We start from the raw sequence: 16,244 nt of genomic DNA on the forward strand, positions 1-16,244 counted from the left end.
CTTTCGAGGCAACCGCGTCGCTTTTTTTCTCATCCTGTTCACCAGCATCAGATCGCAACTGACCGCAGAACAGGACGTCTTCGTGATCCTCAAGCCCACCCGCCGCGGCGTCGCCGTGGCCGCCGCGCTCGGGGCGCTCGCCCTGGTCCTGCCCGAGTCCGCGCATGCCGCCCCGCAAGGGGCCTCGGCCCTGAAGTGGGGTGCCTGCCCAAAGAGTTCGGACGCCCCGCGCGGCACGTACTGTTCCACCCTCAAGGTGCCGTTGGACTACGCGAAGCCGGACGGCCGCCAGATCACGCTGACGCTGTCGATCGCGGGTGCCGTGAACGCCGAGCGCACCCTGGTGGTGAACCCGGGCGGGCCCGGTGAATCAGGAATCTCCCTGGCCAAGACGGTGTGGAGCTCACTCCCGCAGAACCTCTCCGAGAAGTACAACGTCGTCAGCTTCGACCCCCGAGGGGTCGGCGCGAGCACCCCGGTCTCCTGCGGGGACACCTCCGGCCTGATCAATCACCCCGCCTCGCCGTACACCCCGGCGAACGCACAGCAGGAGCTGAAGCGCCGCGACGTCGCGAGCAAGATCGCCCAGCAGTGCCAAGGCAAGTCCGGTGCTCTGCTGCCGTACATCACCACCGAGAACGCGGCCCGCGACATGGACGCCATCCGCGCCGGGCTCGGCCGTACCAAGCTGGACTACCTCGGTTATTCGTACGGTACGAAGCTGGGCGCCACCTACGCGACGCTGTTCCCCCAGAGCACCGGCCGCATGATCCTGGACAGCGTGGTGGACCCGACAGTCACCACGTACGCCACGCAGTTCCAGCAGAACCCGGCGCTGCAGAAGCGTGCGGAGCAGTTCTTCACCTGGGTCGCCAAGTACGACAGCAGCTACCACATGGGCGCCACCGAGGCCAAGGTCTCGGCCGCGTGGGAGGCGGCCCGCGAGAAGCTGGACGCGCACCCCGCCGGGGGCCGGGTCGGCAGCGCCGAGCTGGATGACCTGCTGGCTTCCGCCATGTACACCAACGTGGAGTGGGGATCGGCTGCCGACATGGTCGCCAAGTACCAGGCGGGTGACACGAGCGCTCTGCTCGCCGCCGCGGACCAGCTGGCGTCCGGCGGCGGCGTGAACGCCGCGCAGCTCGCGTACAACTGCGTGGACGACGCCTGGCCCCAGGACTGGAACACCTGGCACAAGGACACGGTCGCGTCGGCGGCAAAGGCACCGTTGTTCGCCTGGCTGAACACCTGGTACAGCGCACCGTGTGCCTACTGGAAGACGGCGCCCGTCAAGCCGGTGAAGATCGGCTCGTCGAACGTCCCGCCGGTGCTGCTGCTCCAGGCCGCTGACGATGCGGCTACGCCGCTGGTCGGTGCGCAGCAGATGCACAAGGTCATGACCGGCTCGCGGCTCGTCGTGTCGGACGGCGGCAACCACGGCCAGTACCTGTTCGACGGCAACTCCTGCATGGACGCCCAGGGCAACAGCTACCTGCTCACCGGGAAGCTGCCGGCCAAGGACACGACCTGCAAGGGTGTCGCCGCGCCTACGCCCTGAGGCCACAGGCATCCACAGCGTCCGAGGCGGACGTCATGGCCGCCTCGGACGCTTCGCCGGTTCCTCTGCCTTCTGTACGCGTCTTCTGCACGCGGGGGGCCCTATGGGCTTCGTCAAGGAAACCAGGGTGCGTTGTGTTGCCGGTGGGGTCAGCATTGCTTGGTGTCTGAGCTGCTGTGGGATGACGTGAAGGACTTCTTCGACCTTGAGTGGGAGGGGTGCCTTCCGGATGTGTGGGTCGCTGGGACTCTGGTTGAGGATTGGCAGGCGGTCCTCGATCTGATCGATGCGAGTGGCTGGCGGAGTGAGTACTCCGAGGGCGGTGTGGTCATGCCGCTGCCGCGTGCTGAAGAGGTGCTGTCGCGGCCTGCTGATGCCGAGTGCGCGGATCTGCGGGTCTGGCCGGTTCCGGATGTGTTGGCGATCTTTCGGTTGGAGTCGGCTGACGAGATCGGTTTCGACGTGGATCTGCGGGAGTTGCAGGGGCAGGAGCGGCTGGACGTGCTGTGTGGGTTTCTTCGTGCGATCGGGCGTCGACTGGGCAAGCCAGTGGTGATGACGCCCGAGGGTGACTGGGAGCGAAGCCACCCGGTGCTTGGGTTCGATGTCGAGTCCGACGAGGTGGTATTGCTGGCGAATCCGCAGGTCAGCTGACTGTTGCAGCCAGGCGCACTTCGTAGAAGGTGCCGTCGCGGAGCATGGCGAAGAGGACATCGGCCCGGCGTCGCGCGAGGCAGAGCAATGCCTGGGTGTGATGCTTTCCCTGGGCGATCTTCTTGTCGTAGTAGGCCCGGAGGCCGGGTCGCCCAGAGCGGCGAATGCGGAGAGGAAGAAGGCCCGTTTGAGCTGCTTGTTTCCTCGTCTGGAGGGCTGTTCGCCGCGGATCGAGGAGCCCGAGCTGCGGGTTGCAGGGGCGAGACCCGCGTAGGCGGCGAGATGGCCGGCGGTCGGGAAGGTGCTGCCGTCGCCGACCTCGATCAGGATCCGGGCTCCGGTCCTGACGCCGACCCCTGGCATCGACGTCAGGACTTTCGAAAGAGGGTGCGCCTCCAGCAGTTCCTCGATCCGGCTGGCCAGCAGCTTGCGCTGGTCAAGGACGGCCGTCAATGAGGCGGCCAGGCTCGGGACGATCAGCGCGGCAGCCTCGGTCCCCGGAACCGTCACGGTCTGCTCGTCCAACGCGGCGAAGATGTCCTCGACCAGCCGCTCGGCCATCCGCGGTGCCTTTGGCCGCAGCAGGGTGACCAGCTGCCGACGGCCGGCTTTGCGGATCTGGGCCGGAGATCCGAACCGTTCCAGCAGCGTGAGGACGGCCGGGTGCTGCAACCGCGGCCCCAGCACCCGTTCCAGCGAGGGGTGGATCTGGGTCAGCAGGCCGTGCAGCCGGTTAGCGACCCTGGTCGCCTCGCCGGCCAGGTCGTCGTCGAAGCCGACGATCATCTCGAGCTCGGCGATCGTCTCGTCCTCTCCGTCGATCGCCCGCAGCGTGTGAGGCATCGCGCGAGCGGCGTCGGCGATGATGAACGCGTCCCTCGCGTCGGTCTTGGCTTCGCCGGGGTAGAGGTCGGCGATTCGCCGCATCGTCAGCCCCGGCAGATAGGCGACCGGGCAGCCCAGGTCCCTTGCCACCGCCAGCGGCAGAGCCCCGATCGAGGCTGGTTGGTCCACCACGACAAGTACGGTCCCGTGCTTGGCCTGGAGCTTCGCGAACAGCTCGCGGAGCTTGGGTTCGGTGTTGGGCAGGCGCTTGTCGAACGCCTTCTTCCCGGCTGGGGTCAGGGCGGTGGCGTGGTGTTCGCCCTTGCCGACATCCAGTCCGAGGAAGACGTCGATGTCGCCGGTGTCGATCACGTGCAGGCCCCTCCATCACGCTTTCGTCCGGCCTTGCCAGGGCATCGAGCTGCCACATCCACGTTACGGAGAGCTCTTCCGGCCCGGGTGAAGCCGGTGCTCAAGCCCCTCATCAGCGGTCCGTCGATGCCTCCGGACCCGGTGACACCACCCCCCGGATCATCAACAACAAGGGGGGGGGAAGTCATGCCGGACCCGAAGGCCGGAGGCCCCATTGCGGGGCCACGAAGACGGTAACGGGGGGGGCTGTCGGCCGGTCGGGGCGGAGCGGTCAGACGGCCCCGGCACGCCTACGCGGGCGCGCGACCAGTTCCCCGCCGCAGTTGGGGCAGACCTGCTCCAGCGCCTCGCCGCACGCCTCGCAGAACGTGCACTCGTACGAGCAGATCAGGGCCGGCCCCTCCGCCGGCAGGACGGTGGTCGTACAGCGCTCGCAGCGGTCGCGCATCTCCAGGGGCATGGCGGATCGTCTCCTCGGCATGAACAGGCGGTATGTCCCGCCCATCCTCCGAAGCCGGGGACCGCGCCGAAACCAGCGGCCGGGACAGGAACCGACATGATCGAGCCACGGTCCGCCCCGCCCCCGGCTCACTTCCAGTCGACGCCGAACGCCCTCCCGGGATGCTCGCCGAGGATGCGGTCCACCAGCTCCGCACCCACCGCCGCCACCAGCCGGTCCCGCACCCGGCGCAGCAGGTACGGCATCCCCGGGCCGCCGTCGACCGAGCGCGCACCGGCGACGACGGTGTCCCCGCCGAGGAGCAGCCGGTCCCCGAACCCGGCCTCGGCCAGCGCCCGTACCGCCTCCGGCATCCGCCAGTCCGTGGCGTGATGGGCCCGGGACGGCCCGTCGAAGGCCAGCCAGCAGCCGGACGCGGCGGCCTCCCGCTGCACCACGGGATCGGGCGAGCGGTTCAGATGCCCGAGCACCACCCGGTCACCGGGCACCCCCAACTCGCCGCACAGCAGGTCGAGTACGTCCAGCGGACCGGTGCCCAGTTCCAGGTGTACGGCGATGGGCGCGCCGGTGGCATGGTGCGCCTCGGCCGCCGCGGCCATGGTCCAGCGGGCGTGCGCGTCCAGGGTGTGGAAGCCGCCCGCCACCTTGATCAGCCCGGCCCGCACCCCCGTCGTACCGATGCCCTCGGTCAGTTCGGAGACGAACACCTCGGCCAGCCGGCCGCGCAGCCCATCGAGCAACTCCGCGCTGTAATGCGCCGCCTGGTGCAGCCCCGTGGCGCACACCAGCCGTATCCCGGTCCTCCCGGACAGCGCGGCCAGCTCCGCCGCCCGCCGGCCCATGCCGTACGGCGTCCACTGCACGACCGCGGCGCCGCCCGCCGCCCGGAACGCCTCCAGTTCGGCCTCGGCGGCGGCGACATCGGCCAGCTCCTGCCCGGGGAGCTGCGGACTGCGCAGAAAGAGATGGTCGTGCGCGTCGCACACGCCCAGCTCCTCGGGCGGGATGTCCCCGAGGACCGTGCGGACGCCGGTCACCACTGCCGCCCGCGGGGGAGCAGGGCACGACCGGGGGCGGAGAGATGGAGTACCTGGAAGACATCGCCGTCGGCCTTCGGCGTGTCGTGCTCCCAGAGGGAGAAGTGGACGACCTCCCACGCGCGCGTGTCCACGGCGGACGCCGCCAGCACCGCACCGTCCTCCGCAGCCAGCCGCTCGGTCTCGGCCGCCGCCTCCGCCATGAACGCGGCCAGCTCCACGCCCTCGGGCACCGGCAGCCGCCTGCGTACGGCGAACGACGCGGCGGAACCGGAGGCGCTGCCCTCCTCGAACGCCAGCCCCGTCCACTGCCGTATCTCCGGCCGCCCGAAGTTGTCGACCGGCCCCTGGAACAGCCCTCCCCACAGGAAGCCGTTCATGCCTTCCATGGTGTTCCAGAGGTAGAACGGTCCGTACTGGTTCACCGGGGAGCCGTGCACCCCCCGCTCGCGCATCACATAGGTCTTGATGCCCAGGCCGTCCCAGTCGTCCAGGAGATGGCCGACGCGGTCGACGCGGGAGCGGATGACGCCCATGTCGTAGTCCGCGGGCAGGGTGAACTCGTACTGCATCGCATGCATGCGGGCTCCCTCTCAGGCGGGGTAGTCGTCGTCGTGGACATGGGCGTCCCACTCGGTCGTGGTGCCGTCCGCGGCGGCCTCCACCACGGCGAGGTGGGTCATGAAGGTGCGCGGCCCGGCGCCGTGCCAGTGCCACTCGTCCGGTTCGATCCAGACGGTGTCGCCCGCGCGGATCTCCTCCACCGCACCGCCCCTGCGCTGCACCAGCCCCTCGCCCTCCAGGACGTGCAGCACCTGTCCGTGCGGATGCCGGTGCCAGGCCGTGTGGGCGCCGGGGGCGAAGTGGACGTTGAACATGCGCAGCCGGGAAGGGGCGGCCGGGGCGGCTATCTCGTCCAGCCAGACCGTGCCGGTGAAGTTCTCCGCCGGGCCCCGCACGGTGTCGGGACGCCGTCTGGTGATGTGCACGTGGCTCACTTCTCCTGTCGGGCGGTGGGGGCGAGCAGGGAGAGCAGTCCGCGGACGCCCGCGTCGAAGGCGGTGGGGGAGCCGGAGGCCCGGGCGAGGACATAGCCGCCCTGCACGGTCGCGACGACCGCCGCACCGATCTCCGCGCCGTCCAGCTCGGGCGCGAACTGCCCCTGCTGCTTGCCCTCCTCGACGATCCCGGCGATCCGCGACCGGATCCACGCGATCGTCTCGTCCACCGGCGCGCGCAGCTCGTCGCTGGCCATCACGTCCGGGTCCATGGTCAGCCGGCCGATCGGGCAGCCGCGCAGCACATCGCGCTCGCGCAGCAGATACGCCTCGATCCGCTGGTACGGCGTGCCCGGACCGTCCAGGGCCCGCTCGGCGGTGGCGCGCAGCTCCTGCGCGGTCCGCCGGATCGCGGCCAGGGCGAGGTCCGGCTTGCCCTTGAAGTGGTGGTACATGCTGCCCTGGCCCGCGCCGGCGCGCTCCAGGATCGCCTTGGGGCTCGTGCCCACGTACCCGCGCTCCCACAGCAGCTCACGGGTGGACTCGATCAGTCGTTCCGGGGTGCTCATGAGATCACTGTACATACTAGTAGTTACAGTTCGCCAGTCCCCGGTGCCGGTGCGGTGGGCCGAGCGGTCGTACGGCAGGACGCCGCGCGCCCCGCGGGCCGTGGCCCGCGGGGTTGACGCGAGGGTTGGTCACCGCCCGGTCAGCCGGGGACGGCCGACCGGGCGGGAGCCTGCGCGGCGGCGTGCGCCACCGCGGGTGCGGTGGCCGCGCTTGCCGGTGCGGGGCCGGTACTCCCCGGCGCGCCCGCGCTCGCCACCGGAGCCACCGACAGCGGCGCTCCTGCTCCCGCGCCCGCGGGTACGGCGGTCCCGGCGCCGACGGGGGTGGCTCGGGGTGTCACGGCGGCCGGTCCGACGCGGACGGGCTCCGGAGCGGGCCGGGTCTCGGGCGCGGTGTGCGGCGCGTGCGCCGGCTGGGTGCGCACCGCTGCCGTCGCGGGCAGCGTGAACCACACCACCTTGCCGTTCTCGCCGTCGGGCCGCGCGCCCCAGCTCTCGCTCACCGCGGCCACCATCGCCAGCCCCCGCCCGCAGGTGGCCAGCGGGGTGGCGTCCAGCGGGTCCAGGGCGTCGGTCAGGGCCGGCGCGTCCGACAGGTCCACCGTGTCCGTCGCGCCCGCGGCCTCGGCCGGTACGGGGAGGCGCGGGTCGTTGTCGCGCACCGAGACGGTGAGCCGGTCCGGCAGCAGCTCCAGCTCGACGGTGCACGACTTGTCGGGTCTCGCATGCCGGTGGACGTTGCTCAGCAGCTCCGTCACACCGAGCGCGGCCCGGTCTATCAACGGGTCCAGATGCCAGTAGCGCAACTGCGCAGATACGATTCTGCGGACCTGGCCGATCCGCGACGGCAGGGCTTGGAGCTCCACCGTGCAGTGCCTGCTTGGATGACTGATCACGGCTGCGACTCCCCGATGTAGAGGTCCTGAAGGACCGGAAGAACACGGAGAACAACGGATCCAGCAGGGTGCTTGCGTCCAAACGTCCGCCTGCTGTCGTGGCCGGCGGGCTGGTTCGCAGCGTTATCGCCGGTAAACCCAGAGTGACGTGAGACCAGCGTGACGCAGCGGAAGCGCTCCCGCAACTCGCCGCGACCGGATGACCCCGCTCGGCGCCCGCGCCCGGGAACCGGCACGCACGCGCACCGGCGCAGCGGTGCACCGGCCGGCATGCAGGCACACCGGCGCCCGGGCGGCGCGGTGTTCAGTTGCCGCGCCCGGCCGCGCGCCGTACCGCCTCGATGAACCGCCGTGCCGTGGGCGGCCCGGACCGGCCCGGCGCCGGGTCCTGCTCGCCCAGTGTGAGCAGATACCGCGTGCCGTTGAGATCGGCCAACGCTCGGTCGTCCGGGGCGTACCACGGCTTGGACGCGCGCACCGCCTGCACCGGCGCGCTGTCGATCTCGCTGCCGTAGCTGGTCAGCAACTCCAGCCTGCCGCCGTTGATCCGGACCTGCCCGGCCCGGGTGAGCGAACGCATCCGCTTGCCGATCCGCACGCCCGTGGCCGTGAACTCCGGCTCCGCCATTCCCTGCCGCCCCCTTGCGCCTGTTCCCGTGGCTCTCCTGCTCCTGACTGCGCCCCCGTTCGGGACGATCGTCCCGTCGCGTGCAGTCTGCCCCGATGCGGCGAGGAGCACCAGTACGCACGAGGCACACGAGTACGGAGCCCGGAGCACTCGCGCCAGTGCGCCCCGGCCGCCTCGCACGCCTGTGCCCCAGCGTGCCTTGGAGTGGCTGAAAGATGTGTTTATGCAGGTGGGAAGCGGTGCTAAAGATGCCTATGCTCGATGTGTCGGCCACGCGAGGCGTCGTCGGCGCACAGCCTAAGGAGCCCGCCGTGAGCATCACCCCCCAGACCCGGACCGGCGCCACCCTCGACGTCGACCGCAGCGACGCCGCCTACCGTGACTGGCTCAAAGAGGCCGTCCGCAAGGTCCAGGCCGATGCCAACCGCTCGGCGGACAGTCACCTGCTGCGCTTTCCGCTGCCCGAACACTGGGGCATCGACCTCTACCTCAAGGACGAGTCGACGCATCCGACCGGCAGCCTCAAGCACCGTCTCGCGCGCTCGCTGTTCCTCTACGGCCTCTGCAATGGCTGGATCCGCCCCGGCCGCCCGGTGATCGAGGCGTCCAGCGGCTCGACGGCCGTCTCGGAGGCGTACTTCGCGAAGCTGATCGGCGTGCCCTTCATCGCGGTCATGCCGCGCACGACCAGCGCCGAGAAGTGCCGTCTGATCGAGTTCCACGGCGGCCAGTGCCACTTCGTGGACGACTCCCGGAAGATGTACGAGGAGTCCGCCCGCCTCGCGGCGGAGACCGGCGGCCACTACATGGACCAGTTCACCTACGCCGAGCGGGCCACCGACTGGCGCGGCAACAACAACATCGCCGAATCCATCTTCCGCCAGATGGAACTGGAGCGGTTCCCGGAGCCCACCTGGATCGTCGCCACGGCCGGCACCGGCGGCACCTCCGCGACGCTCGCCCGCTACGTCCACTACATGCAGCACGACACCCGCATCTGCGTGGCCGACCCGGAGAACTCCTGCTTCTTCGAGGGCTGGACCACCGGCGACCCGGACGTCACCTGCGACTGCGGCTCCCGGATCGAGGGCATCGGCCGGCCCCGCATGGAGCCGAGCTTCGTGCCCGGCGCGATCGACCGGATGATGAAGGTGCCGGACGCGGCCAGCGTCGCCGCCGTACGGGCCCTGGAGCGGGCGATCGGCCGCAAGGCGGGCGGTTCCACGGGCACCGGACTGTGGAGCGCGCTGAAGATCGTCTCCGAGATGGTGGCCGAGGGCCGTCGAGGCAGCGTCGTCACCCTGCTGTGCGACCCGGGCGACCGCTACCTCGACAAGTACTACTCGGACACCTGGCTCGAGGAACAGGGCCTGGACATCACGCCGTACACCGCGGCGATCGAGACCCTGCTGACCACGGGGGTGTGGCCGGAAGACTGACCCGGAGGGGGCGAACAGCTCACTCGAACACGCCAGGCGGGGACTCTAGGCGAGCCGCCCGTCCAGAGCCGTCATCGCCTGTCCGAAGGCCCGGCCCACCGCGGGGCGGGCCAGGCGGCACGCCAGGCGGAACGGGGAGGTGCCGTCGAGGGCGAAGGTCATCCGCACCCGGGTACCGGCGCCCGCCGGATCGAGGCGCCACTCCTCGACCCAGGCCCGGGCGCCCGGGACGTCGGTCACGTCGACCCGGTAGGCGTACACCGCGGGCGCCTCCGCCTCCAGCACCGTCTCCCGGAAGCGGACGCCGCCGCGCAGCCGTACCTCGCGACCGCCCTCGGTGGGCCGGGCGGAGGCCACCGCGGAGAACCACTGCGGCCAGCCGGGCACATCCTCGGCGAGCGCGTGGAAGACCCTGCCCGGGGCGGCGGCCAGCTCCCGGGTGAAGGCGAGCCGCACCGGCGCGGACGCGACGAACTCCGCTCCGACCGGACGCAGACGCTGAGCCATGACGGCGAACTCCTCGTGAAGTCCCGTAAGTCCGCGGCGAACGCGGGGCGTTGACGGTCAGCGTAGTTGACGCTGCGTCAGATGTCCTCGTCCGATTCGGATTCCGGTTCCGGCTCGCCCGCCACGATCAGCCGCGGCAGATACTCGGAGATCTCCGCGCGCGCCGCGGCCGGCAGGCCCGCGTCGGTCACGAGCGTGTCCACCTGCTCCAGCGTGGCGAACGAACTCAGGCCCACCGTGCCCCACTTGGTGTGGTCGGCGACCACCACGACCTGGCGCGCGGAGTGCACCAGGCGGCGGTTGGTCTCGGCCTCCGCGAGGTTCGGCGTGGACAGGCCCGCCTCGACCGATATCCCGTGCACCCCGAGGAACAGCAGGTCGAAGTGGAGCGCGGCGATCGCCTGGTCGGCCACCGGCCCCACCAGCGAGTCCGACGGGGTGCGCACCCCGCCGGTCAGCACCACCGTGGCCGCGCCGGGCCGCTGCCCCGCGGTGCGCTGCGCCGCGTGGAAGACATCGGCGACCCGCACCGAGTTCGTCACCACGGTCAGGTCCGGCACCTCCAGCAGGTGCTGCGCCAGCGCGTAGGTCGTCGTACCGCCGGACAGGGCGATCGCCGTGCCGGGCGTGACCAGCCGGGCGGCGCTGCGGGCGATGTCCTCCTTGGCGCTCAGCTCCAGCCCGGACTTCGCCTCGAACCCGGGCTCGTGGGTGCTCGCCTCCACGACCGGCACCGCCCCGCCGTGCACCTTCTCCAGCACACCCTGGCGGGCGAGCGCGTCCAGGTCCCGGCGGACGGTCATGTCCGAGACGCCGAGCTTGCGGGTCAGCTCGTTGACCCGCACTCCGCCCCGGCGCCGGACCTCGTCCAGGATCAGGGCGCGGCGCTGCTCCGCGAGCAGGTTCTGATTCTCGCTCACGTACGCTCCGGTCCTTTCGCCGCCACTCGTCCGAAACACCCTCCGCGCCGCCTCCGACCAGGACCTTCCGTCCGTTCGAAGGTGCGCGGGCGTCCATCTTTTCACGGGCGGGTACGGGGTGCGCCACCAGCCGTACACGATGCGCACACGCCACTGCGGTCACTGCTGTCACACCGGCCCCGCCGCTGTCACCCGGATCGGGGAGAGGGGGTGAGGAGAGACGTGCCGCCCCGCGGAACCGGAGATCCTGACCCGGGGCGCCCCCCCAGGTGGACCACGCCCCGCTGCGCGACCCCCTCGCCTACGGCCGCACCCCCGAGCATCCGCTCCCGGCCCCGATCCTCGGCCACTCCGACTACCAGACCGACCCGTCTTCACCCACAAACGCGCCCGCTCGAGCGCTCACGGCTGCTCCGGCAGGTCCTCCGCGTACAGCAGGGTCAGATCGTCGGTGCTGGGGTCCGCCAGCTGGGCGACCCGGCTCGCATGGCGCTCCACCATCGCCTCGAACGTCTGCCGGGCCGTACGGCCGTTGCCGAACGCGGGGCCCTTCGGGATCGCCGTGAAGTACTTCAGCAGTGCCTCGGAGGCGCCCGGCGCCAGCCGGTACTCGTGCTCGTCGGCCTGCTGCTCCACGATCCGCAGCAGTTCCTCGGGGCCGTAGTCACCGAAGGTGATGGTGCGGGAGAAGCGCGAGGCGACGCCCGGGTTGACGGTCAGGAAGCGCTCCATCTCCGCCGTGTATCCGGCGACGATCACCACGACCGCGTCCCGGTGGTCCTCCATGAGCTTCACCAGCGTGTCGATGGCCTCCTTGCCGAAGTCCCGTCCCGCGTCCTGCGGCGACAGCGCGTACGCCTCGTCGATGAACAGCACCCCGCCGCGCGCCTTCTCGAACGCCTCCTGGGTGCGGATCGCCGTGGAACCGATGTGCTCGCCGACCAGGTCGACCCGGGACACCTCCACCAGGTGGCCCTTCTCCAGCACGCCGAGGGAGGCGAGGATCTCGCCGTAGAGCCGGGCCACCGTGGTCTTGCCGGTGCCGGGGGAGCCGGTGAAGACCAGGTGCCGCTTGACCGAGGCCGCCTTCAGGCCCGCCTGCCGACGGCGCCGGCCCACCTCGATCATGTCGGTCAGCGCCCGCACCTCGCGCTTGACGCTCTCCAGTCCGACCAGCGCGTCCAGTTCCCCGAGCACGTCCTTCGACGTCCGCACCGGCTTCTCCGGCTCCGTGGGGGCGGCCGACGGCTCCGGTACGGCGGTGTGCTGCACCGGCACCGAGCCGAGCAGCCCGGGGGAGTGCGGCGCCGTCTGCGCGGCCGTCTCGCGGAGCACCGGCTGCCGCAGACTGCCGCTCTCGTCGCTGGTGCAGTCCTCCGCCACCGGGCCGGTTCCGGACCCGCTGTCCAGTCCCGCGTCGGCGAACTCGTACCCACCGCGCGCGCAGCGCTCCGTACGGCACCGGCGCAGCGTCGTACGACAGCCGTCGATCACATGGAAGCCGTAGCCCCCGCTGCCGGTCACCCGGCAGTTCAGAAAGCTGCCGCGGCCGCCCGCGGAGACGTAGAAACCGGCCTCGGCGGGGGATTCGACCGTGCAGCGCTCGATGGTCGGGTCGGCGCCCTTGGTGACGATCACTCCGGTCTGGGTGCCGTCCAGCGTGCAGTTGCTGAGCGTGCCGCCGCTGCCGTGGTCCCGGAACCAGGCGCCGGTGGCCGCCTCCCGGATCCGGCAGTCGTCGAGCTGCGCGGTCGCCCCGTCGCTCACCGAGACCGCGGTGTTGCGCACCTGCGACAGGTCGCTGTCCACGACGTCCGCGCGCGAACCGCGGTCCAGCACGAACAGCGCGTCCGGCACGTCGTGCACCCGGCAGGAGTCGAGCACGGCCGTGGCGCCGTCGCTCACCCACACCGCCGGGTAGTCGCCGGTGCTGTCGAAGATCTCGCACTGGTTGGCGTCCACCCGGGTCCCCGGGTCCCACACCGACAGGCCGTTGCGCCCGAACTGACGGACCGTCGTGCGGGTGAGCGTGAGCACCGAACGGGAGCGCAGGTCGACCGCGTTCTCCGGGATGTCGTGGATCCGGCAGTCGGCGAGCGTGAGCACCGCGTCCGTGTCCAGCGTGACCCCGTCGGCGGTGGTGCGGTGCACATCGCAGTCGGTCAGCTGGGCGGTGGCCTGCTGGGTGACCTGCACGCCGGAGCCGCGGACCTCGTAGACCTCACAGCCGACGGCCTCCAGCGAGGAGTTCTCGCCGGTCACGGTCAGCCCGGTGCCCGAGGCGTGGTGCACCCGGCAGCGCTCCAGCCGCGGATGGCCGCCGCCGCGGACCGCCACCCCCGCCTGCCCGGCCGCGACCACCTCGCACTCCTCGAACACGCCGCTGCCGCCGTCGAGTACGGCGATGCCGATGCCCGCCGGGTTGTCGACGGTGGCGCGGCGCACGGTCGGACGGGCGCCGCCGCGCACCTCGATACCGGCGGCGGACCGGGTGACGATCCGCAGGCCCAGCAGCTCGGGCGTGCCCTCCTCGACCAGCAGCGCGGGCGCCGCCGCGTCCTGGCCTTCGACATGCAGGTCCTGCACCACGGCCGAGGCGCGCACGGTCAGCGGCACCCCCGCCTCCGGTGCGATCCGCACCGAGCCCGGCGAACCCTCCGGGCCGCGGAGCGTCACCGCCCGCTGCACGACCAGGTTCTCCCGGTAGGTCCCGGGGGCGATGGTGAGGACGTCGCCGTCGGCGGCGGCCTCCAGGGCGGCGGCGAGCGAAGCGTACTCACCCGTGCGGCGCCGCCACCGCGATGTACCGGTGTGCGTCACCTGGACCGTGCCCTGTGCCATGGCGTTGCTGTGCCCCCACCTCGTCGTACTGATGGCTCGCTCCCCGCGGGGGCGCTGCCTCGGCCGCCGGGAGCGGGCAGGCGCTCAGCCGCGCGGGCCGGTGTGCATGCGGACTCCCGAAGACCTGCGTCCCCGCCGGTCGTTCACCCGCGGGTTGTCGCCGAAAGCGCTTCGGCCGGTCCACCGTAGCGTGTGCGTGCACGGTGGGTTGACCAGAGCCGTCAGGCCGTCAGCTGCCGGTGCCCGCCTTGCCCCAGTCCGGGCCCGCCCGCTCCCAGGCCTGGTCCCATCGGGCGTACCGGTGACGGACCATCCGCCAGACGGCCAGGCGCCGGGCGCTCTCCACCAGGGTCGTGGTGACCAGGGCCGCGCCGAGCCCGGCGAGGACCGCGTGTGCCGTGGCCGTGGCGGAGTCCAGCGGGCGGGCCGTTATTCGGCCGTGCGGGTCCGTCCACAGCCGGAAGTGCTCGCCGGAGTGCGGGGATTTCAGGCCCGTGAGGGTCGGGCCGTGCTGGTGCGTGCCGTCCGGTGCGGTCCAGTCCGCGAGGACGCGGCGGGGCGCGTCACGCGCGGCGGAGGTGTCGGGGTCGGCCTCCGGCGGGGCGCCCCGCAGGACGTGTACGACGGTGGCGGTGACGAGATGACGGGTGTGCTGCTGCACCCGCACGGCGCGCTGCAACGAGTTCTCGGCGGCGGTACCGACCAGCCAGCCGGCCACGGGTGCGGCCACGGCGATCAGCAGGAGTGCCACGAGGGCCACCCATGCCTCGGCCAGATCGGTCGTGCGGCGCAGCGGATTGCGCCGCCAGCGCCACAGGCCACAGACTGCCCGCAACTCCTCACCCCCTCACGCTCCGTCAAGCCCCCCGGAGCGGACGCTCACCCGCGCCCGGGTCCGGGAGACGGAGCCCCCATCAGCCGCGACCCCGTCGGCACCAGGTGCCGCACGGATGTCCCACGCCCTCTCAACGAACGGCACCCGCCCGCGGTTCCCGGTCCGGTGCACCGGAAAGCGGGGCCTGCCGGCCGTCGCCCCGGCCTACTCCTCGACCCGCACCGGGTCCCCGACCCGGATCGTCCCGGTGGACAGCGGCACGAGGTTCACGCCGAAGAGCAGCTTGCCGCCCACCCTGCGGTGGCGGGCCAGGGTCCGCAGCGGCTCACGGCCGCGAGCGGCGGTGTCCTGGTCGGTGGTGGTCACCACACATCGGCCGCACGGCTTCGCGGCACGGAAGAGCACGTCCCCGACGGAGATGCGCGACCAGCGGTCCTCGGCCCAGGCGTCGGTGCCGGCCACGACGAGATTGGGCCGGAAGCGGTTCATGGGCAGGGGGCCCTCATGGGCGTGGTCGCCCTCGGCCAGCAGCGAGTTCAGGGCGTCGAGGGACGCGGTCGTGGTGACCAGCAGGGGATAGCCGTCGGCGAAGCTCACCGTCTCGCCCGGCAGCGCGTGGCCGGGGTCGACCGGGCGGCGGGTGGCCGGGTCGTCCATGTGGACCAGCCGGACACCGGACCCCAGATAGGCGCTGCACCAGGCATGCGCCTCCGCCGCGGCCGGGACCGCCTCGACCTTCGTGCCGAAGATGTCCACCGGCACGGTCGCCGTCAGCTCCGGCACCCGGACCGTCAGCGATATCCGCCCGGGCGCGGACAGACGGACGCCGCCGCCGGCCAAGGGCTCGGCGGCGGCCAGCGCGAGACGCGGCTACTCGCGCTGTGTGACGACCTTTCCCCCGTCGTCGACCAGTGTCCAGCGTCGGTCCCCGGCCAGGCCCCAGGGCTCCACCACGGCCTCACGGCACCGAAGGCCCCGGAACGCCTTGACCGGATGGACGTGGAGCGAGTGCACTTCGGCGTTTCCCATGACGCCATCGTGCCAGTCGGCACCGACAGCGGGGACCCGTCGGTCAGTAGCCGCGGTACTGCTGGTTGTTGTACGGATCCTGGTACTGGGCCTGCGTGGGCCGCGGGGCGGCCGGGCGCATGGCTTCGTAGCCGGTGCCCGGCGCCATCGGGTTCTGCTGCGGGGCCTGCGGGCCGGGATAGCCGCGCGGGGCGGCCGCCTGCTGCGGGATGTACGCCGTGGGCGCCTGCTGGAGCGGGGCGGGCTGCGGCGTCTGCGGGTAACCGTAGGCAGGGGCCTGCGGGGAGGGCGCCGCCGGGAGGGCGGGCAGCGCCGAGGGCAGGGCGGGGAGGTTGCCGCCCGTGTCGTAGGCGGCGGGGACCCGGATCGGGGCGATCTGCGGGGTGCCCCGCTCGGCCACGAGCGAGTCGTAGATCGGGGTGTCCCGGAAGGAGGCGGAGTAGTAGCCGCCACCATAAGTGGAGCGGGGGGAGGTCATGGCACATAAGTTAAGCCCACGATGTGCTGGTTGGGGAGACCGATAAGAGGGTTGTTTTCCGTGTCGGCAGTGGTCCGGTATCCCCAATCCGAGCGAACTTGGCAAAAAGGGACGCGAATCCATGTTTGGATCGTGTAAAGCCCGAGTTCCTGCGGGGTTACCGCCGGTTGACCGGCGATCTTCCGGCGCTGCTCAGTG

14 protein-coding genes and 3 pseudogenes are annotated in these 16,244 nt (G+C 71.7%); 3 read left to right on the forward strand and 14 right to left on the reverse strand.

From position 1 onward, the window contains the following. Positions 1 to 82 precede the first annotated feature (82 nt). Entirely contained in the window at positions 83 to 1,558 is a 1,476-nt protein-coding gene (locus ACFVIU_RS13015) for an alpha/beta hydrolase (protein WP_385842412.1), read from the forward strand. A gap of 162 nt (positions 1,559 to 1,720) precedes the next feature. After that, a complete protein-coding gene (locus tag ACFVIU_RS13020; RefSeq protein WP_385842413.1) occupies positions 1,721 to 2,212 on the forward strand; it encodes a hypothetical protein in 492 nt (163 codons plus the stop codon). Here the strand turns inward: ACFVIU_RS13020 and ACFVIU_RS13025 are convergent. The 8 genes and pseudogenes from ACFVIU_RS13025 to ACFVIU_RS13060 form a co-directional block, all read right to left on the reverse strand. Beyond that, positions 2,205 to 3,406, reverse strand: a pseudogene (locus ACFVIU_RS13025) (IS110 family transposase). The gene ACFVIU_RS13020 and the pseudogene ACFVIU_RS13025 overlap by 8 nt on opposite strands. Positions 3,407 to 3,680: 274 nt before the next feature. Beyond that, on the reverse strand, positions 3,681 to 3,869 hold the full coding sequence (locus tag ACFVIU_RS13030) for a DUF1272 domain-containing protein (RefSeq protein WP_385842414.1): 189 nt from the start codon (positions 3,867 to 3,869) through the stop codon (positions 3,681 to 3,683). A 128-nt stretch (positions 3,870 to 3,997) separates the two neighbouring features. Next, entirely contained in the window at positions 3,998 to 4,906 is a 909-nt protein-coding gene (locus ACFVIU_RS13035) for a phosphotriesterase (protein WP_385842415.1), read from the reverse strand. Next, positions 4,903 to 5,487, reverse strand: coding sequence for a DUF4865 family protein (locus tag ACFVIU_RS13040; RefSeq protein ID WP_385842416.1), 585 nt, complete (start codon positions 5,485 to 5,487; stop codon positions 4,903 to 4,905). The genes ACFVIU_RS13035 and ACFVIU_RS13040 overlap by 4 nt, the downstream gene beginning before the upstream one ends. Before the next feature lie 12 nt (positions 5,488 to 5,499). Beyond that, the gene (locus ACFVIU_RS13045) at positions 5,500 to 5,895 is read right to left on the reverse strand and encodes a cupin domain-containing protein (protein ID WP_385842417.1); all 396 of its coding nucleotides are present in this window, start codon (positions 5,893 to 5,895) and stop codon (positions 5,500 to 5,502) included. 5 nt (positions 5,896 to 5,900) lie between these two features. Then, positions 5,901 to 6,488, reverse strand: a complete 588-nt coding sequence (locus tag ACFVIU_RS13050) for a TetR/AcrR family transcriptional regulator (RefSeq protein ID WP_385842418.1) — start codon at positions 6,486 to 6,488, stop codon at positions 5,901 to 5,903. Between the two features lie 275 nt (positions 6,489 to 6,763). Next, a pseudogene (locus ACFVIU_RS13055) lies at positions 6,764 to 7,369 on the reverse strand (ATP-binding protein); the annotation flags it as partial. A gap of 304 nt (positions 7,370 to 7,673) precedes the next feature. Continuing rightward, the gene (locus tag ACFVIU_RS13060; RefSeq protein ID WP_385842419.1) at positions 7,674 to 7,997 is read right to left on the reverse strand and encodes a hypothetical protein; all 324 of its coding nucleotides are present in this window, start codon (positions 7,995 to 7,997) and stop codon (positions 7,674 to 7,676) included. Between the two features lie 311 nt (positions 7,998 to 8,308). Here ACFVIU_RS13060 and ACFVIU_RS13065 point away from each other — a divergent pair, with 311 nt between their 5' ends. Further along, on the forward strand, positions 8,309 to 9,436 hold the full coding sequence (locus ACFVIU_RS13065) for a PLP-dependent cysteine synthase family protein (RefSeq protein ID WP_385842420.1): 1,128 nt from the start codon (positions 8,309 to 8,311) through the stop codon (positions 9,434 to 9,436). A 45-nt stretch (positions 9,437 to 9,481) separates the two neighbouring features. Here the strand turns inward: ACFVIU_RS13065 and ACFVIU_RS13070 are convergent, their stop codons facing one another. From ACFVIU_RS13070 to ACFVIU_RS13095, 6 genes and pseudogenes are all read right to left on the reverse strand, one after another. Continuing rightward, positions 9,482 to 9,943 carry an SRPBCC family protein gene (locus ACFVIU_RS13070; protein ID WP_385842421.1) on the reverse strand — a complete coding sequence of 154 codons (462 nt, stop codon included), beginning with the start codon at positions 9,941 to 9,943 and terminating at the stop codon, positions 9,482 to 9,484. Between the two features lie 77 nt (positions 9,944 to 10,020). Beyond that, entirely contained in the window at positions 10,021 to 10,863 is an 843-nt protein-coding gene (locus ACFVIU_RS13075) for a DeoR/GlpR family DNA-binding transcription regulator (protein ID WP_385842422.1), read from the reverse strand. 402 nt (positions 10,864 to 11,265) lie between these two features. After that, positions 11,266 to 13,704 (reverse strand): right-handed parallel beta-helix repeat-containing protein, encoded by a 2,439-nt coding sequence (locus tag ACFVIU_RS13080; RefSeq protein WP_385842423.1) that lies wholly within the window; start codon positions 13,702 to 13,704, stop codon positions 11,266 to 11,268. 229 nt (positions 13,705 to 13,933) lie between these two features. Then, positions 13,934 to 14,539: a hypothetical protein gene (locus ACFVIU_RS13085; RefSeq protein ID WP_385842424.1), complete on the reverse strand. Its 606-nt coding sequence runs from the start codon at positions 14,537 to 14,539 to the stop codon at positions 13,934 to 13,936. 204 nt (positions 14,540 to 14,743) lie between these two features. Next, a pseudogene (locus ACFVIU_RS13090) lies at positions 14,744 to 15,568 on the reverse strand (MOSC domain-containing protein). Positions 15,569 to 15,611: 43 nt separating this feature from the next. Next, a complete protein-coding gene (locus tag ACFVIU_RS13095) occupies positions 15,612 to 16,046 on the reverse strand; it encodes a DUF6643 family protein (RefSeq protein ID WP_385842425.1) in 435 nt (144 codons plus the stop codon). Positions 16,047 to 16,244 lie beyond the last annotated feature (198 nt).

Source organism: Streptomyces sp. NPDC127190, from assembly GCF_042672505.1.
Classification (GTDB): Bacteria; Actinomycetota; Actinomycetes; order Streptomycetales; family Streptomycetaceae; genus Streptomyces.

Excerpts from the sequence above, each read along its gene's own strand:
- ACFVIU_RS13030 (WP_385842414.1), bottom strand. The coding sequence starts at position 3,869 with ATGCCCCTGGAGATGCGCGACCGCTGCGAGCGCTGTACGACCACCGTC.
- ACFVIU_RS13060 (WP_385842419.1), bottom strand. The coding sequence starts at position 7,997 with ATGGCGGAGCCGGAGTTCACGGCCACGGGCGTGCGGATCGGCAAGCGG.
- ACFVIU_RS13070 (WP_385842421.1), bottom strand. The coding sequence starts at position 9,943 with ATGGCTCAGCGTCTGCGTCCGGTCGGAGCGGAGTTCGTCGCGTCCGCG.
- ACFVIU_RS13050 (WP_385842418.1), bottom strand. The coding sequence starts at position 6,488 with ATGTACAGTGATCTCATGAGCACCCCGGAACGACTGATCGAGTCCACC.
- ACFVIU_RS13080 (WP_385842423.1), bottom strand. The coding sequence starts at position 13,704 with ATGGCACAGGGCACGGTCCAGGTGACGCACACCGGTACATCGCGGTGG.
- ACFVIU_RS13040 (WP_385842416.1), bottom strand. The coding sequence starts at position 5,487 with ATGCATGCGATGCAGTACGAGTTCACCCTGCCCGCGGACTACGACATG.
- ACFVIU_RS13095 (WP_385842425.1), bottom strand. The coding sequence starts at position 16,046 with ATGACCTCCCCCCGCTCCACTTATGGTGGCGGCTACTACTCCGCCTCC.